Genomic DNA, 15,652 nt, shown 5'->3' on the forward strand with positions numbered 1-15,652 from the left:
GCTCCCACTGTGCCACCGCGGGCCGGGGGTGACACGTGGGGAGGAGGCCCCGCCCGCGGCCCCGGGACCGGCGGGCCCCGGCGCCGCAGTGCGTCAGCGCCTCAGCGCCTCAGCGCTTCAGCACCTCAGTGCCTCAGTGCCTCAGTGCCTCAGCCCGGGACGGTCTCGCGGATCGGGAAGGCATCGGTGGCGCCGGTGAGTTCGAGCATCCGCAGGATCAGCGGCCGGGGCCGGGCCAGCTCGATCCTGCTGTCGTCCACCGCGGCCCGGGCCTTGGCGCGCAGCAGGGCGTTGAGCCCGGTGGAGTCGCAGAACTCCAGCCCGGCGCAGTCCATCACCACCACGCTGGCCGGCTCGGCGAAGGCCCGGTCGAGCGCGGCCCGCAGCTCGGCGGCCGAGTCGAGGTCCAGCTCGCCGAGCAGCACCAGCACGGTGCCCTGGGCCCACGACCGGATCTCGATGGTGAGCCCCTCGGACCGGTCGACAACCGGGCCCCCGTACTTCGACCGGCGCTGCGTCATGGCTGCGCGCTCCTCTCGCTCCGTCCGGCCGCTCGCGCCGCCCGGATCCCCCGCCGGTCGGCGGTCGGCACTCTCACATCCACGCGGCTATCCGCTGCGGGGCGCCGGAAACCCCTTTCGGTCGGTGGGAAAGGACGCGGCGGGAAGGGCGGCGATCAGCCCCGGTCCGACCGCCCCGACGCCCGGTCCCCGTCCGCACCCGCGGCCGTCAGGGCCGGCGGGCGCGACACCTCCAGCCAGACCTGCTTCCCGCCGTCCTCGGGCCGGGAGCCCCAGGCGGCGGCGAGCCGGTCCACCACCCGCAGCCCGTGGCCGCCCGGCCGAGTCATCGTGGCGTACGGGCGCAACCGCGGCGGGACGGGGCTGGCGTCCGCGACCTCCACGCGCAGCCGGGCGCCGTCCCAGTGGAGCCGCAGCTCGCGCGGGCCGCCGGGGGCGTGCAGACAGGCGTTGGTGACCAGCTCGGAGACCATCAGCAGGACGTCCTCGGACGCGGCCCGCCGGTCCTCGTCGACGGCCGGCAGCCAGTGCCAGGACACCAGCGCCCGCCGGCTGAACTCGCGGCTGCGCTGCACCGCGCCGACGCTGCCGCCCAGCACCAGTCGCCTGGTCTCCTCGCGGCCTGGCGGGCCACTGTTCCCGGGGCGGTCCACGGCCTGCCTCCTCATCTCGGCTCGGGCGGGGCGCCGGGCCCGGCGGGACCCTTCTCGGAGGCCGCCAGCGCCGTACGGAGGTCGGGGTGGACGCGCAGCACGTCGTCGGCCCCGGTGATCGCGAACAGCCGCGCCACCAGCGGGACGGGACCGGCCACTTCCAGCCGCAGCCCGGCCGCCTGGGCGTCCAGCCGGGCGCGCAGCAGGACGTTCAACCCGGTCGAGTCGCAGAACCGCAGGCCGGCGAGGTCGACCACGATCCGCTCGATGCCGGCCGCCGACGGCGGGCGGGCCAGCGCCGCGCGCAGCCCGTCCGCGCTGTCGTGGTCCAGCTCGCCGGCGACGGTGACGACCCGTACCGGGCCGCGGTCGCCCACCGCGACGCGCAGATCGCCGGACGCGAACTCGCCGCCACCGCCCCGGCCCGGGCCGCCCCGCCCCGGGCCGGGCCGGCCGGCGGGCTCGCGGGGCTGCTCGGGTGACCCTGCCATGGCTCGCTCCCGGTGCGACGGGGACGGTGGGGACGGCGGGGCGCCGTCCCGACCATCATCGCGCGCACCGTGCCGGGCCGCGCGGACGGCCGTACCCGTGAGCGCCGCGGGTGCGGTCGGAAGCACCGTTCGTCGACCGTCCATGCCTGCGCGCCTGCCCGAACGCCACCAGGACACACGCGCCGGGACGGACGCACCGCGCGGCACGAGCCGATTCGCATCCCCGGATCGCCCGGGTTCACCCCGGATGTTAGAGCCCGCCGCAACGGGGAAGCCGCCCCTGTGGCGGGGCCCGAAGGCCGCTCGCCGGTTCCGTACCGCCCCAGGAGCCAGGCCCTGGCCCCGACCGGGGCGCTCGGACACATGGAGGACAAGGACAGGCCCGTGAGATTCCTCGACCGCAGCACCGCCGGACACCAACTGGCCCGCAGGCTCGCCCCGCTGCTGAACGGGCCGCCCGATGGCGGGGTGGTGGTCCTCGGGCTCGCGCCCGGCGGGCTGCCGGTGGCCGCCGAGGTCGCCGAGGCCCTGGGCGCGCCACTCGACGCCACCGTGGTCCGGCCGGTGGCGGTGCGCGGCCACGACCGTCCGGTCGGCGCGATCGCCGACGGCGACCCGCCGCTGTTCGACCGGTACACCCTGCGGAGCCTGGGCGTCACCGCGGCCGAGCTGGGGGCGAGCGTCAAGCGCGAGCGGGTCGAGGTGCACCGCCGCGAGGCGCTGTACCGCCAGGGCCGGGACCGGCTGCCGGTGGAGGGCCGCATTGCCGTCCTGGTCTCCGACGGACTGACCGACGCCCTCACCACCCGGGCGGCCCTCCACGCCCTCGCCGCCGACCGGCCGGAGCGGCTGATCGTCGCCGCGCCGGTCGGCGACGCCCGGGTCGCGGCCGACCTGCGCCACGACGCGGACGCGGTGGTCTGCCTCCACCTGCCCCGCTACGCGCACGCCGCCGGGCCCTGGTACGGCGAGTTCCACGAGGTCACCGACCGCGAGGCGGCGGTCCTCCTGCATCGGCGCACCCCGCCGGGCGACCGCCCCCGGGCCGGCCGTGCGCCGGGGCACGCGGCCCGGAGCTGAGCGTCATCCCATCCCCGTCAAGGCCGGTTGCCGGGCCCCGCCAAAACCCGTTGCCGCGCGAAGGGTGTACGGACCATCCTTCCGCCATGAATCATCCACAGCACGTCATCGCCCTGGACGGGGGCGTCCTGCGCCGTTTCGACGGCGAGTCGGACCTGCCCGAGTTCTTCGCCGTCATCGAGGAATCACTGGAGCACCTGCGGCCCTGGATGCCGTGGGTGGCCGAGCACAGCCGCGCCAAGACCGCCGAGTTCCTCGCCGGCCGCGCCGAACTCTGGGCGATCGGACGGGAATTCACCTACGCGATCGTGCGGGACGGCGCGATCGTCGGCACCTGCAGCCTGTTCCGCCGCGACGACACTCCGGCCGAGGCCCGCGAGATCGGCTACTGGCTGCACCCCGCCGCGACCGGGCACGGGCTGGTCACCCGGGCCGCACGGGCCCTGGCCGTCGAGGCCTTCCGCCTGCCCGGGGTGGAGTGCGTCGAGATCGTGCACGACCCGGCCAACCGGGCCAGTGGCGCCGTCCCGGCCCGCCTCGGGTTCACCGAGCACCGGCGCCGCCCCGCCGAGGCGCTCGCCCCCAGCGAGACCGGCGAGGAGCTGGTGTGGCGGCTCACCAGGGAGCAGTCGCTCGCCTGGGAGCAGTCGGAGCGGGCCTCCACCGGGTGATCCGACGCCGCCCTCCGCTTCACAACAAATCCAGTTGACGGTTCATCACATCAACTGAGGCACGCTATGGCGGAGCAGGAAGTCGGGCTAGGATCACGGCATGGTCACCGCCCGGTCTCCGTTGCGCACACGACGCGCCCGCCCCCGAGGGGCGGCGGCGCGGCTGTTCTGGCTGGGCGCCCTGCTGGCGGCCGTGTTCGCGGCGCACGGGTTCGGCGTCGAGAACGGCGCCGGGCACACCGATCCGATCCGGATCGTCTGGTCCGCCCAGACCGAACAGGCCGCGCCGACGGACGGCGGGCCGCAGGCCCAGCAGGCCCCACAGGCCCCGCAGCCCACCCTGCCCGCGCAGCACCAGGAGCACGACGAGGACGCCGACCACCCCGGCGGCGAGTGCCTGTCCGGCAAACCCGAGGACGCTCCCCGCGCCGACGCCGCCCGGTCGGCCGTCGCCGTCCAGCCCGCCCTCGGGGACGTCGCACCGGCGCCCGGCCGGGTGGCGCCCACAGCCGGGAGCGCCGAGTCCGGCGCGCCCGAACTCCCTCACCTGATCGCCCTGCTGAGGATCTAAACCGGCCCCGGGCCGCGCCCCGCCACGCCCGCCTCGCGGTGCGGGCCGGTGCGCGCTGCCCGCGTCCGCCCCCTGTCCTCGCCGATCCGCTGCCGCCGTCGCGCGGCCGCGCGGAGTCCCGTCATGCCGATCAGGCTCCTGGCCGCGCTGTTGCTCGGCCTGTTCTCCCTGCTGCCCGTCGGCTGCGCCCAGCAGCACTTCGACGCCCGGCAGTTCCATCCGGCCGGGGTGACCGTCCCGGTCGATCCGCACGATTCCTCCCCCGGATCCCCGGAGCTGCACTGCGCGGTCGGGGAGGCCGCCGTTCCCACGCAGCGGCCGTCCCGGTCCGTCCGCTCCGTCTGCGTTCCCGCGCCCTGCCCCTTCGCCGTCAGCGGCGACGGCCGGGCGGCTCTTCCGGCGCGGCGTCCGGCGGCGGCCGTCGGGCGCGCCGCCCGTGCGCCCGGGCCGAGAGGCCCGCTGCTGGTCACCGGTCGGTGGCGGATATAGGCGGTTCGGTGTTCGTCCGAACCGTGGAACTTCCGCCAACCTCCCGACAGGAGACGAGACATGACGTCCCTCACCCATCACACGGACGACCACCCGGCCCTCGGCGGCCTGGTCGGCAACACCCCGGTCCTGCGGATCGGCGAGCCGCTCGCCCCAGCGGGCCGCGGCTTCTGGGCCAAGTTGGAGGGCTTCAACCCCGGCGGCATCAAGGACCGCCCGGCCCTGCACATGGTCCAACGCGCGAGGGCTCGGGGCGAGTTGGTCCCGGGCGGCCGGATCGTGGAGTCCACCAGCGGCACCCTGGGCCTGGGCCTCGCGCTGGCCGGCATGGTGTACCGGCACCCGGTCACGCTGGTCACCGATCCCGGGCTGGAGCCGGCCATGACCAGGCTGCTCACCGCGTACGGCGCCGAGGTGCAGGCGGTCGCCAGCCCGCACCCGCGCGGCGGCTGGCAGCAGGCCCGGCGCGACCGGGTGGCCGAGTTGCTGGCCCGCCACCCCGGCTCGTGGTGCCCCGACCAGTACAACAACCCCGACAACACCACCGCCTACACCCCGCTGGCGCTCGAACTCGCCGCCCAGCTGGGCCACCTGGACGTCCTGGTGTGCAGCGTCGGCACCGGCGGGCACTCGGCCGGCACCTCCCGGGTGCTGCGTCAGCTCTACCCGGGCCTGCGGGTGGTCGGGGTGGACACCGTCGGCTCCACGATCTTCGGCCAGCCCGCCCGCACCCGGCTGATGCGCGGCCTCGGCTCCAGCATCTACCCGCGCAACGTCGCCTACCAGACCTTCGACGAGGTCCACTGGGTCGCTCCGGCCGAGGCCGTCTGGACCTGCCGCCGGCTGGCCGCCTCGCACTACGCCACCGGCGGCTGGAGCGTCGGCGCGGTCGCCCTGGTGGCCGGCTGGCTGGCCCGCACCCAGCCCGCCGGCACCCGGATCGCCGCGATCTTCCCGGACGGGCCGCAGCGCTACCTCGGCACCGTCTACGACGACGAGTACGGCGCCGCGCACGACCTGCTCGACCGCCCGCCGGCCGACGAACCGGACGAACTCGCCCGGCCGGACGAACGGGAGGTGACCCGCTGGACCCGCTGCGCCAAGGTGGTCGACCCGCTGACCCTGGCGAGCACCGGCGGCGGTGCCGAGTGAGGGAGATGACCGCCCAGTTCCGCGGCCACGAGCGCAGCGTCCGGCTGCTGATGGTCAACCAGTTCACCATCAACCTGGGCTTCTACATGCTGATGCCCTACCTGGCCGCCCACCTGTCCGGGGGCCTGGGCCTGGCCGGCTGGACGGTCGGGCTGGTGCTCGGGGTGCGCAACTTCACCCAGCAGGGCATGTTCCTGGTCGGCGGCACGCTGGCCGACCGGTTCGGCTACAAGCCGCTGATCGTGGCGGGCTGCCTGCTGCGCACCGCCGGCTTCGCCGCGCTCGGCCTCTCCTCCTCGCTGCCCGCCCTGGTCGCGGCCTCGGCGGCCACCGGCCTGGCCGGGGCGCTGTTCAACCCGGCCGTCCGGGCCTACCTGGCACGGGACGCGGGCGAGCAGCGGGTGGCTGCGTTCGCGCTGTTCAACGTCTTCTACCAGGCGGGCATCCTGCTCGGCCCGCTGGTGGGCATGGCGCTGACCGCGGTGGACTTCCGCTCCACCTGCCTGGTCGCGGCCGGGGTGTTCGCGGTGCTCAGCGCGGTGCAGATCCGTTCGCTGCCGGCCCGCCGGGGCGACGGGCCGGCCGGGGGCCCGGAGCGCACGGGTGTCCTCGCGCAGTGGCGCGGGGTGCTGGCCAACCGACCGTTCCTGCTCTTCGCGGGTGCGATGACCGGCTCGTACGTGCTGTCCTTCCAGGTGTACCTGGCGCTGCCGCTGGAGGTCCGCCGGCTGGGCGGCGACGGCACCGGCGGGACGGTGGCGACGGCGGTGCTGTTCGTGGTGTCAGGGCTGGGCACGATCGTGCTCCAGACCCGGGTGACGGCCTGGTGCCGGGCCCGGATCGCGCCGGGCACCGCCCTGGTCGCGGGGGTGGCCGTGATGGGCTCGGCGTTCCTGCCGCTGCTCGCCGCCTCGGCGCTGCCCGTCCCCGGCGCCGGCCCCGGGCGCTGGGCGCTCGCCGCCGGGCCGCCGGCGCTGGCCGCGTTCCTGCTGGCCCTGGGCACGATGCTGGCCTACCCGTTCGAGATGGACACCGTGGTCCGGCTCTCCGGGGACCGCCTGGTCGCCACCCACTACGGGCTCTACAACACCGTCTGCGGGATCGGCATCACCGTGGGGAACCTGCTGACCGGCGCGGCCCTGGACGCCGCCCGCGCGGCCGGGCTGGCCGCACTCCCCTGGCTGGCGCTGTGCGCCCTCGGGGTGATCTGCGCACTCTCGCTGCACGCCCTCCACCGGGGCCGGCGGCTCACCGGCCCCGAGCCGGTGCCCGCCCGGTAGGAGCCTCCGAACGGCGGATCCGCGAGGTCACCCCGGGGCCCGCGGGTCCGCCGACACCCCATCAGAAAGCTTGTACCGAACGGTCCGTTTCCTCATACTTCCGGTCAGCGCCTGTCAGGAGCAGATCATCCGTCGTGCTTCCGGAGAGCACCGGCCGGGGTCCGCCCACCGCCTGACCACGCTTCACGGCCCCAACCCTCAGGGCCGTCACCCCTTCAGGAGGACATCGGTGAGGACCATGCGCACCACCCCCCGCACCGGCACCACGCGCCGCTTCCGCCTGCTCGCCGCGGCCCTCGGCCTGCTCACCGCCACGGCCGTCGCCACGCCGGTCGCCGCCGCCACCGGTCCCGTCGGCACCGCCAAGCCGGAACAGCTCTCGGCGATCAGCGACACCATCCTGAAAGCCGAGGTCAACGGCACCGCCTGGTACGTCGACGAGACCGCCGGACGCGTCGTGGTGACCGCCGACAGCACCGTCACCCCGCTCGCGCTCGCCAAGCTGATGAGCGCCGTCGGACCCGACGCGCCCACCGTCGACGTCCACCGCGTCCCCGGCGTGTTCGCTCCGCTGGTCGCCGCCGGCGACGCCATCTACGGCGGCCAGTACCGCTGCTCGCTCGGCTTCAACGTGGTGAGCGGCAGCACCCACTACTTCCTCACCGCCGGGCACTGCGGCAACGTCGCCCCCGACTGGTACACCGATCTCAACCACACCACCCGGATCGGCCCGACCATCAGCTCGACCTTCCCCGGCCACGACTACGCGCTGGTCCGCTACGACAACAGCGCCCTCAGCCACCCCGGCGGCTTCACCTCCGCCCCGAACGCCGTCGTCGGCGAGGCGGTCAAGCGCACCGGCTCGACCACCGGCACCCACGGCGGCACCGTCACCGGCCTCAACGTCACCGTGCGCTACTCCGACGGCAGCATCGTCAGCGGCCTGATCCAGACCAACGTCTGCGCCGAGGGCGGCGACTCGGGCGGCCCGCTGTTCGACGGCACCAAGGCGCTCGGCCTCACCTCGGGCGGCAGCGGCGACTGCACCTCGGGCGGGACGACCTTCTACCAGCCCGTCAACGCGGCGCTCTCCGCGTACCACGTCAGCGTGTACTGACCGGACGCCTGTGGGCCCACCGCACCGGGTGCGGTGGGCCCACAGGCCTGTCCGGGGGCGGCCGGTCAGCCCGCGTACACGTCCTCGACGTACCGCCCGGCCTCGATCAGCCCCTGCAGCCAGGCCTGGGCGCGCTGCTCGTCCGCGCCCGGGGTGCGCTCCCGGTACAGCGCCCGGAAGGCCTCCCGGACACCCGGCGCCATCCGGGCGCCGTCGCCGCACACGTACACCTCGGCGCCGGCTTCCAGCAGCTCCCACACCTCGGCCGCCTCGGCGGCGATCCGGTCCTGCACGAAGCGCCGCCCGTGCTGCGGCCGCTCGCTGAAGACGGGCCGCAGCGAGACCGCCCCGGCCCGCTCGGCGCTCTCCAGCTCACCGCGGTGCAGGTAGTCCGCCGCCTCGTCGTCGCAGCCGAAGTACAGCAGCGCCTGGGCGAGGTCGGCGCCCTCGGCGAGCAGCGCCCGGCGGTCGGCGACGGCACCCCGGAACGGTGCCAGGCCGGTGCCGGCCGCGATCATCACCACCGGGGTGCGGTGGCCGATCCGGAACGCCTCCCGGCAGGGCCGGACCCGGGCCAGCACGGTGTCGCCGACGGCCACCCGGTCGAGGTAGCCGGATCCGCAGCCGCGGAAGGTGCCCCGGCCCGAGCGGGCCGGCCCGCTGAGCACCGAGACCATCAGCTCCACCTGGCCCGGGTCGCCGGCGGGCGAGGAGGAGATCGAGTAGTGCCGCGGCCGCATCGGCGGCAGCAGCTCCAGCAGCACCGGCCAGGTGAGCCGCTCCTGCAGCGCCGGGTGGTCCTCGATCAGGTCCAGCAGGGTGCGCGGGTCGTCCTCGGGCAGCGCCCGCAGGGCAGCCTGCTCGGGCGGGCAGGGGTTGAGCGCGGCCAGCGCGGCGCGCTGCTCGGCACTCGGGCGGTCCTGCAGCTCGACGTGGCGGGTGAGCAGCTCGCGCACCGTCAGCGGGCGGTCGACGGCCAGGCCGGTGCGCCGGTGCGCCACGACCGACAGCACCGTGTCCGGGGTGGCGCCGAACAGCTTGGCGGCACGCTCCACCAGCACCGGGTCGTTGGCCGGGAGCACGGTGAGGTGGTCCGCCGTCCGGTATTCGGCGCCCTCCGGCAGGGCCAGCCGCACCAGCCGCTTGACCCGGTGGTAGGCCGGGTCGGTCAGGCTGCCGACGGCGGTGACGGTCAGCTCCGCCATGTCGTGCCGGGCGGCCAGCGCCGCCAGCGGGCCGCCGGTCACCTCGGTCACCGAGTAGGCGGCCTCCGGCCGCGCCGCGGCGGGCGCGTCGGCGTCCCCGTAGCGCGCCAGCAGGGTCTCGCACAGCGCCTCGGTGAACTGCCGTACGGTGCCGGCCAGGTCGCCCGAGGCGTCGGCCTCGGCGCGGGCCAGCAGCCGGGTGCCGCCGAGCGCGGCGAGCCGGTCGTCGATCAGCGCCGGGACGCGCTGGTAGGTCGCGGCGTAGGTGCGGTCGCCGATGCCGAGGACCGCGTACTCGACGCCGTCGGCCGCGGGGCTCTCGCCGGACTCCGGGTCGCCCTGGAGGCGGCGGAAGAACCGGGCCGCGTCGTCCGTCGGCTGCCCGTTGTAGGAGGCGGCGGTGATCACCACCGGCCGGTCGGTGGGCAGCCCGTCCGCGTACGCGTCGAGCGGGGCGACCGCGGTCTCGCAGCCGAGGTCGGCGGCGGCCTCCGCGAGCTGCCGGGTGAGCTCCCGGGAGGCGCCGTAGTTGGAGCCGTGCAGGAGCAGCAGCCCGGTGCCCTGGCGGACCCGCCCGGGGAGGCCGGTGGCCGGCGCGGCGGTGGCGAGGGGGGAAGCGGCGGAGGAGGCGGGGGCCGGGGCGGGGGTGCGCCGGGCGAGGCCGAGGGTGAACCCGTCGGGCTTGATGGTGAGCGTCTGCTTGATGCTCAGCCGGTAGTCGGCGTGGTCGATCAGCCGGTAGCGGTGGACCAGCATGCCGAGCAGCATGACGGCCTCGTGCAGCGCGAACTGCCGCCCGATGCAGGCGCGTTCGCCGGTTCCGAAGGGCTTGAAGGCGTGCGGGGAGCGGCCCTCCTCCCGCTCGGGGTCGAACCTGGACGGGTCGAACAGCTCCGGGTTGTCGCCCCACGCCGGGTCGCGGTGCAGCATCGGCGTGGTGACGACGACCGTCTCCCCGGCCCGCAGCGGGATGCGGCCGCCGAGCAGGGTGTCCTCGCGGGCCTCCCGGTTGAACGCGGGCGCCGTCGGCCACAGCCGCAGCGCCTCGTTGAGCACCTGGCGAGTGTGGCGCAGCCGTCCGACGTCCTCGTAGGAGGGCTCCGGATCGGTCCGGTCGCCCCACAGCTCGTCCACCTCCCGCTGCACCTGGCGCAGCACGACCGGGTTCTTGAGCAGGTAGTACAGGGCGAAGGAGAGCGCGCCGGAGGTGGTCTCGTGGCCGGCGATCAGGAAGGTGATCACCTGGTTGCGGATGTTCTCGGCATCCAGCCGGGAGCCGTCCGAGGGCCGGACCGCGCCGAGCATCAGGCCGAGCAGGTCCTCGGCCGGGCCCTGGGCGTCCTCCCCGGCGCGGGCGGCGATCACCTCGTCCACCACGCCGGCCAGGTAGTCGGCGTCGGCCCGGAAGGCCTCGTCGCGCTCGCGGTGGTCGGCGTCCGGGTCCCGGGTCAGCTTGGTCATCGCCCAGGCCAGGCAGCGCACCATCGCCTCGATGAAGGGGTGCGGCTCGTCCCGCTCGAAGGAGCCGAAGTCAAAGCCGAAGCCGGCCAGTCCGATGGTGTCCAGGGTCATCCGGGTCATGTCGCCGGGCACGTCCACCGGCAGCCCGGCGGCCTCCCGGCGGTCCCAGGAGTCGATCACCCGGCGGGCCACCCTCAGCATCACCGGATGGTACGTGCGCATCGAGCCGAGCGCGAAGGCCGGCATCAGGATGTCGTGCGCCCGAGCCCAGTTGGGCTCGTCGTTGTAGGCGGTGAACAGGCCGTCGCCGGTGAACAGCCGGACCAGCTCCAGCGTCGGGCTGATCGACTTGGTGAAGCGGGCCTCGTCGGCCAGTTCCTCGACCAGCTCCAGGCCGCTGACGACCAGGAGGTCCCGGCCGTACAGCCGCTGGACGTACGCCGGGCCGTGCTCTCTGGCCAGTTCCATGATGCGCAGCACCGGAGCGGCGACCGGCGGCATCGACGAGATGTCCACCAGGGGGACGGCCCGGGCCCCGGTCGCCCGCTCGTCCTCGGTCGTGCTCTCCACGGTATCGGTCATCGCTGTGCCCCTCCCACGGCAGGAAACGTTCTGCTTCCACCACTGTGCGCCCATCGGGCGGGAGGTCCGGTCCCGATCACTACATGATTGTGTAGTACCCGGGGGTGTCGCGGGCTTGCCCACGGACCGTCAGTCATGGCCCCAGGAAAGGAGAACCACAGATGCGGACGACCGAGGGCTGCGGCCCCGTGCCGGACAACCCGCGGGAGGCGGCGGTGATCTGGCGCAACCGGGCACTGCGGCTGCTGGACCACATGCCGCTGCCGATCGCGGTGTGCGAGTTCGGCGGGAAGATCCTGATCGTCAACCGTGCGATGGCGGCCGAATTCGGCTGTTTGCCAGGCCAGTTGCACAACCGCAGGATCCTGGAGTTCTTCACCCTGCGGGACAGCGGCACCATCGAGGCGCTCGCCGAGGCCGTCCGGCTGCACCGGCGCTCGCAGTACCCGGCGCGGGTCTCCTGGACGCCCGTGAACGGGCGCGAGCGGTACGGCGAGATGACCGTCGCCCTGGTCGGCGACACTCCGGAGCAGACCCCGAGCATGCTGCTGTCGCTGCAGGCGGCGCCGGCGGGCGCGGCCGCTCCGCCCGGCCCGCAGGCCGAGGTCAGCCCGGTCGAGGCCCGGATCCTGGCCGCGGCGGCCCGGGGCGACACCACGGCGCAGATCGCCCGGGAGATCGGTGTCACCCCGGACGGGGTCAACTACCACCTGACCCGGCTCACCCGGCGCTGGCGCGTCCCCAACCGCACCGCCCTGGTCGCCCGGGCGTACGCCACCGGCGTCCTGGCACCGGACACCTGGCCGCCGCGGCCGGCCCGTCCGGTGTGACCGGCCGGGCAGTGGGTCCGGTGCGGCCTGCCGGGGCGTCAGTCCGCGGTGCGCCGCTGCGCCTCGATGAAGGCCCTCGTGGCGGAGAGGTCCGGGAGCGGGCGCCCGTAGGCCTCCCCGATCCGGACGAGTGGGGTGATCCCGGTGGTCCAACCGTGCCCGTCGAGCCACCCGTCGGTGCCCGGGCCGAGCCCGCCCCGCCACAGCCCGGTCAGCCGGGCGAGCGCCGGGTCGTGCGGCACGCGGCTCAGGTCCCCGCCCTGCTCCACCAGCAGTCGGCTGCCCGGGGCCGCCAGCCCGGTCACGGCCGTGAGCAGTGCGGCCGCCTCCTCGGCCGTGAGGTAGACCAGCAGGCCCTCGGCGAGCCAGACCGAGCGCCTCGCCGGGTCGAACCCGGCCGCGACCAGCCGCTCGGGCCACCGCGCGTCCAGCAGGTCGGCGGGCAGGGCGGTGCGCTCCGCGCGCGGCACTGCGCCGAACCCGTCCAGGACCTGCGCCTTGAAGGCCAGCACCGGGGCCAGGTCGATCTCGAACACCCGGGTGCCGGCCGGCCAGTCCAGCCGGTACGCCCGGGTGTCCAGGCCCGCCGCCAGCAGCACGACCTGGTCGGCGCCGGCGGCGAGCAGCCGGTCGTCGTAGAAGCGGGTCCGCAGGATGCCGTGGGCGACGAGGGCCCTGGCGAGTGCGCTGTCCGGGCGGGTGGGGCCCGGTTCGAGGCCGGCGGCGGTGACGAACGCGGCGGCGTACGGGTCGACGAAGAGCGGGTCGGGACGGGAGCTCTCGTAGGCCCGCACCCGGGCGACGGACAGGGCGGTGCGGGAGACCGGGCTGAGCGGTTCGGAGGTCGTCATGCCCGGCAATCTACGCGGCCCACTCCACGCGCCCGGCCCGGCCGCCCGCACGCCCAAGAGGTGATCCGGCCGGCGAAGTGGGTGCCTTCGCCAGCCGGATCACCTCGGTGGTCAGTGCCCAGTACTCAGTGCTCGGCGCTCAGTGCGGACGCGGTCAGAAGATGAGCTTCCAGCCGTCGAGGTGGCCCGAGTCGCTGCGGTACGTGTCCTGCATCCGGAGCCGCCAGGTGCCGTTGGCGGGCTGGGCGGAGGCGTCCACCGTGTAGGTCTCGATGACGTTGTCGGCCGAGTCGCCGAGGTTGCCCTTCTTCAGCGAGTACACCGTGCCGTCCGGGCCGACCAGGTCGATGACCAGGTCACCGCGCCAGGTGTGCTTGATGTCCACGGCCACCTTGAGGTCGCTCGGCGCCTGGCCCGGGATCCGGTCGACGGCGATGTCCGAGAAGACCGCCGGGCCCCCGTCCGGGATCGGCAGGGGGGTGGTGTTCGCGAAGATGCCCCGGGAGACCTTCCAGGTGAACGTCTTCGCGATGCTGCTGTGGTGGGAGGCCTTGGCGGTGACGGTGACCGTGTACGTGCCGGTAAGGGCCGGGACGCCGGTGACGCGGCCGGTGACCGGGTGGAGCGTCAGGCCCTCGGGGAGGCCGGTCGCGTGGTAGGTGACGATGCCGGGGTTGAAGTTGACGGCCTTGATCTGGAGATCGGCGGAGGTGCCGATCGCGGTGATCTGGCCCGCGACGGGGTCCATCAGGAGGCCGTCGACGACGCGCGGGCCGACATTGATGGCCGCCCAGGCGTTGGCGGTGTTCATGTAGGTCGCGCTGGTCTGCCCATACAGGTCGGCGGCGGCCTGGAGGGTGGCGGTGCGGGCCGCCGCGTAGTTGGTCGACGAGGTCATGTAGGTGGTGAGCGCCCGGTACCAGATCTTGGCGGCGGCGTCCCGGCCGATCGCGGTCACCGGCAGGCCGTCGGAGGTCGGGGAGTCATAGGCCACGCCGTTGACGGTCTTGGCGCCGCTGCCCTCGGAGGCCAGGTAGAACCAGTGGTTGGCCGGGCCGGAGGAGTAGTGGACGTCGACGGAGCCGAGGTCCGCCGACCAGTAGTCCCTGGAGCGGTTGTCCTTGGAGGGCTTGTCCATGTAGCGCAGCGGGGTGCCGTCGCCCCTGATGTCGATCTTCTCGCCGACCAGGTAGTCGCCCTTGTCCTCGGGGTTGTTCGCCCAGAACTCGATGGCGGCGGCCATGATGTCGGAGGTGGCCTCGTTCAGGCCGCCGGACTCGCCGCTGTAGATCAGGCCCGCGGTGGCGGAGGTGACGCCGTGGGTCATCTCGTGGGCGCCGACGTCGATGGAGGTCAGCGGCTTGACGTTGCCCGCGCCGTCGCCGTAGGTCATGCAGAAGCAGGTGTCGGACCAGAACGCGTTGACGTAGTTCTTGCCGTAGTGGACCCGGGTGTAGGCGCCGACGCCGTCGTCCTTGATGCCGTTGCGGCCGTGGACGTTCTTGTAGTAGTCCCAGGTGAGTTGGGCGCCGTAGGCGGCGTCCACGGCGGCGGTCTGCGGGTTGGCGACGGTGCCGTCGCCCCAGGTGTCGGTCGGGTTGGTGAACAGCTTCTTGGTGGAACCGGTGGTGCCGTTCAGGTCGTAGGTGCTGTGGCCGCCCCGGGTGTTGTCGGTCATAGCGAAGCCGCCGCCGGCCGCCGAGGTGCCGATGGTGACCTGGCCGGAGTACTTGCTGTTGCCGACGCCGGTCTCGACGCCCTGGTACTCGAAGATCTTCTTGCCGGAGTTGGCGTCGGTGATGACGTGCAGCTCGGACGGCGTGCCGTCCTCCTGCGTGCCCGTCACGATCGTCTCCCACGCGAGTCGCGGGGTGCCGGACGCGGCCCAGACCACCTTGCGGGCGCTGTCGGCCGCCGGCTCCGCGACCTTCGCGCTCCCGGCGCTGTCGAGCGCGAGGCCCTTCGCCGAGTCGGCGCTCTCCTTGGCGGTGGTGTCGACGGCGATGTCCGCCTCGGTGGCCTTGGTGACGCCCTTCGTGGAGCCGTCCGCGGCGGTGTGGACGACCAGGTCGCCGCCGAGCACCGGGAGTCCGTCGAAGGTCCGCTCGTAGCGGGTGTGCAGGGTGCCGTCGGCGTCCTTGGTGACACCCTTGACGACCAGCGCCTCCTTCGACCCCAGGTTCAGTGACCTGGTGGTCTCCGCCAGCGCCGCGTCCGCCGAGGCCAGCAACTCGCCGCGCTGCTCCGGCGACAGCTGCACCGGCAGCGCGCCGGCGATGGCCTGGACCTCGACGGGGGCCTCGGTGGGGGTCTCGTCGGCGATGGCGACACCGGACGTCAGAGCAGTCACGATCATCGCGGCGCCGGCTATCAACGCGCCTGCGGCAGTGGTCTTCCTGGGGGATCGAGTCACACTGAACTCCTTCTGCGACGGCCGGGTTGGGGCGGCCGGAGTCAGCCGGGCGGCCGAGGGTGGTGCCGCCCGGTAGAGCTGGTGGTTCGAACGGGTGGAACGGTGTCCGACGTGATTCGCCGCGTCGGGCGGTACGCGTACGACCGCAAGGGTCTCTGCGGTGATGGGACGGTACAGTGCCAGCTTTGTTGAAAACGCGTCACCCGTACGGCAACAAGTTGGCCGAAATGCTTCGCCATAGACGTAATGTCGAGGTAATGCGCCGTCAGAAGACAGGCAATGCAG

14 protein-coding genes are annotated in these 15,652 nt (G+C 74.2%); 8 read left to right on the plus strand and 6 right to left on the minus strand.

Annotated elements, in window-relative coordinates:
• Positions 1 to 149: 149 nt before the first annotated feature.
• The 3 genes from ACGF13_RS21485 to ACGF13_RS21495 form a co-directional block, all read right to left on the minus strand.
• Complete coding sequence (locus ACGF13_RS21485) at positions 150 to 521, minus strand: STAS domain-containing protein (protein WP_392877384.1); 372 nt, start codon at positions 519 to 521, stop codon at positions 150 to 152.
• 155 nt (positions 522 to 676) lie between these two features.
• Positions 677 to 1,174 carry an ATP-binding protein gene (locus ACGF13_RS21490; RefSeq protein ID WP_392877386.1) on the minus strand — a complete coding sequence of 166 codons (498 nt, stop codon included), beginning with the start codon at positions 1,172 to 1,174 and terminating at the stop codon, positions 677 to 679.
• A gap of 11 nt (positions 1,175 to 1,185) precedes the next feature.
• Complete coding sequence (locus ACGF13_RS21495; protein ID WP_392877388.1) at positions 1,186 to 1,665, minus strand: STAS domain-containing protein; 480 nt, start codon at positions 1,663 to 1,665, stop codon at positions 1,186 to 1,188.
• A 384-nt stretch (positions 1,666 to 2,049) separates the two neighbouring features.
• Between ACGF13_RS21495 and ACGF13_RS21500 the strand changes: the two genes are divergently transcribed.
• The 7 genes from ACGF13_RS21500 (at position 2,050) to ACGF13_RS21530 (ending at position 8,025) form a co-directional block, all read left to right on the plus strand.
• Entirely contained in the window at positions 2,050 to 2,745 is a 696-nt protein-coding gene (locus tag ACGF13_RS21500) for a phosphoribosyltransferase (RefSeq protein WP_392877390.1), read from the plus strand.
• An 86-nt stretch (positions 2,746 to 2,831) separates the two neighbouring features.
• Complete coding sequence (locus ACGF13_RS21505) at positions 2,832 to 3,416, plus strand: GNAT family N-acetyltransferase (protein WP_392877392.1); 585 nt, start codon at positions 2,832 to 2,834, stop codon at positions 3,414 to 3,416.
• Positions 3,417 to 3,516: 100 nt separating this feature from the next.
• Positions 3,517 to 3,987 (plus strand): hypothetical protein, encoded by a 471-nt coding sequence (locus ACGF13_RS21510; RefSeq protein WP_392877394.1) that lies wholly within the window; start codon positions 3,517 to 3,519, stop codon positions 3,985 to 3,987.
• Positions 3,988 to 4,110: 123 nt separating this feature from the next.
• Positions 4,111 to 4,476, plus strand: coding sequence for a hypothetical protein (locus ACGF13_RS21515; RefSeq protein ID WP_392877396.1), 366 nt, complete (start codon positions 4,111 to 4,113; stop codon positions 4,474 to 4,476).
• A 60-nt stretch (positions 4,477 to 4,536) separates the two neighbouring features.
• Positions 4,537 to 5,628 carry a PLP-dependent cysteine synthase family protein gene (locus tag ACGF13_RS21520; protein ID WP_392877398.1) on the plus strand — a complete coding sequence of 364 codons (1,092 nt, stop codon included), beginning with the start codon at positions 4,537 to 4,539 and terminating at the stop codon, positions 5,626 to 5,628.
• Between the two features lie 5 nt (positions 5,629 to 5,633).
• Positions 5,634 to 6,908, plus strand: a complete 1,275-nt coding sequence (locus ACGF13_RS21525) for an MFS transporter (protein WP_392877400.1) — start codon at positions 5,634 to 5,636, stop codon at positions 6,906 to 6,908.
• 229 nt (positions 6,909 to 7,137) lie between these two features.
• A complete protein-coding gene (locus tag ACGF13_RS21530) occupies positions 7,138 to 8,025 on the plus strand; it encodes a S1 family peptidase (protein ID WP_392877402.1) in 888 nt (295 codons plus the stop codon).
• Positions 8,026 to 8,090: 65 nt separating this feature from the next.
• On the opposite strand, the gene ACGF13_RS21535 is transcribed toward ACGF13_RS21530, so the two are convergent.
• Entirely contained in the window at positions 8,091 to 11,273 is a 3,183-nt protein-coding gene (locus tag ACGF13_RS21535; protein ID WP_392877404.1) for a bifunctional cytochrome P450/NADPH--P450 reductase, read from the minus strand.
• Positions 11,274 to 11,434: 161 nt separating this feature from the next.
• Here ACGF13_RS21535 and ACGF13_RS21540 point away from each other — a divergent pair, with 161 nt between their 5' ends.
• Complete coding sequence (locus ACGF13_RS21540) at positions 11,435 to 12,103, plus strand: LuxR C-terminal-related transcriptional regulator (RefSeq protein WP_392877406.1); 669 nt, start codon at positions 11,435 to 11,437, stop codon at positions 12,101 to 12,103.
• Positions 12,104 to 12,141: 38 nt separating this feature from the next.
• Here the strand turns inward: ACGF13_RS21540 and ACGF13_RS21545 are convergent, their stop codons facing one another.
• Both ACGF13_RS21545 and ACGF13_RS21550 read right to left on the minus strand, forming a co-directional pair.
• On the minus strand, positions 12,142 to 12,954 hold the full coding sequence (locus tag ACGF13_RS21545) for an SAM-dependent methyltransferase (protein WP_392877408.1): 813 nt from the start codon (positions 12,952 to 12,954) through the stop codon (positions 12,142 to 12,144).
• 154 nt (positions 12,955 to 13,108) lie between these two features.
• Positions 13,109 to 15,310, minus strand: a complete 2,202-nt coding sequence (locus ACGF13_RS21550; protein ID WP_392877602.1) for a M4 family metallopeptidase — start codon at positions 15,308 to 15,310, stop codon at positions 13,109 to 13,111.
• Positions 15,311 to 15,652 lie beyond the last annotated feature (342 nt).

This window comes from Kitasatospora sp. NPDC048286, from assembly GCF_043201735.1.
In the GTDB taxonomy this organism is placed as follows: Bacteria; Actinomycetota; Actinomycetes; order Streptomycetales; family Streptomycetaceae; genus Kitasatospora.

Bases quoted from the DNA above. Each gene is read 5' to 3' on its own strand.
- ACGF13_RS21535 (WP_392877404.1), bottom strand. From the start codon at position 11,273: ATGACCGATACCGTGGAGAGCACGACCGAGGACGAGCGGGCGACCGGG.
- ACGF13_RS21485 (WP_392877384.1), bottom strand. From the start codon at position 521: ATGACGCAGCGCCGGTCGAAGTACGGGGGCCCGGTTGTCGACCGGTCC.
- ACGF13_RS21520 (WP_392877398.1), top strand. From the start codon at position 4,537: ATGACGTCCCTCACCCATCACACGGACGACCACCCGGCCCTCGGCGGC.
- ACGF13_RS21525 (WP_392877400.1), top strand. From the start codon at position 5,634: ATGACCGCCCAGTTCCGCGGCCACGAGCGCAGCGTCCGGCTGCTGATG.
- ACGF13_RS21510 (WP_392877394.1), top strand. From the start codon at position 3,517: ATGGTCACCGCCCGGTCTCCGTTGCGCACACGACGCGCCCGCCCCCGA.
- ACGF13_RS21505 (WP_392877392.1), top strand. From the start codon at position 2,832: ATGAATCATCCACAGCACGTCATCGCCCTGGACGGGGGCGTCCTGCGC.
- ACGF13_RS21515 (WP_392877396.1), top strand. From the start codon at position 4,111: ATGCCGATCAGGCTCCTGGCCGCGCTGTTGCTCGGCCTGTTCTCCCTG.
- ACGF13_RS21550 (WP_392877602.1), bottom strand. From the start codon at position 15,310: ATGATCGTGACTGCTCTGACGTCCGGTGTCGCCATCGCCGACGAGACC.
- ACGF13_RS21540 (WP_392877406.1), top strand. From the start codon at position 11,435: ATGCGGACGACCGAGGGCTGCGGCCCCGTGCCGGACAACCCGCGGGAG.
- ACGF13_RS21495 (WP_392877388.1), bottom strand. From the start codon at position 1,665: ATGGCAGGGTCACCCGAGCAGCCCCGCGAGCCCGCCGGCCGGCCCGGC.
- ACGF13_RS21545 (WP_392877408.1), bottom strand. From the start codon at position 12,954: ATGACGACCTCCGAACCGCTCAGCCCGGTCTCCCGCACCGCCCTGTCC.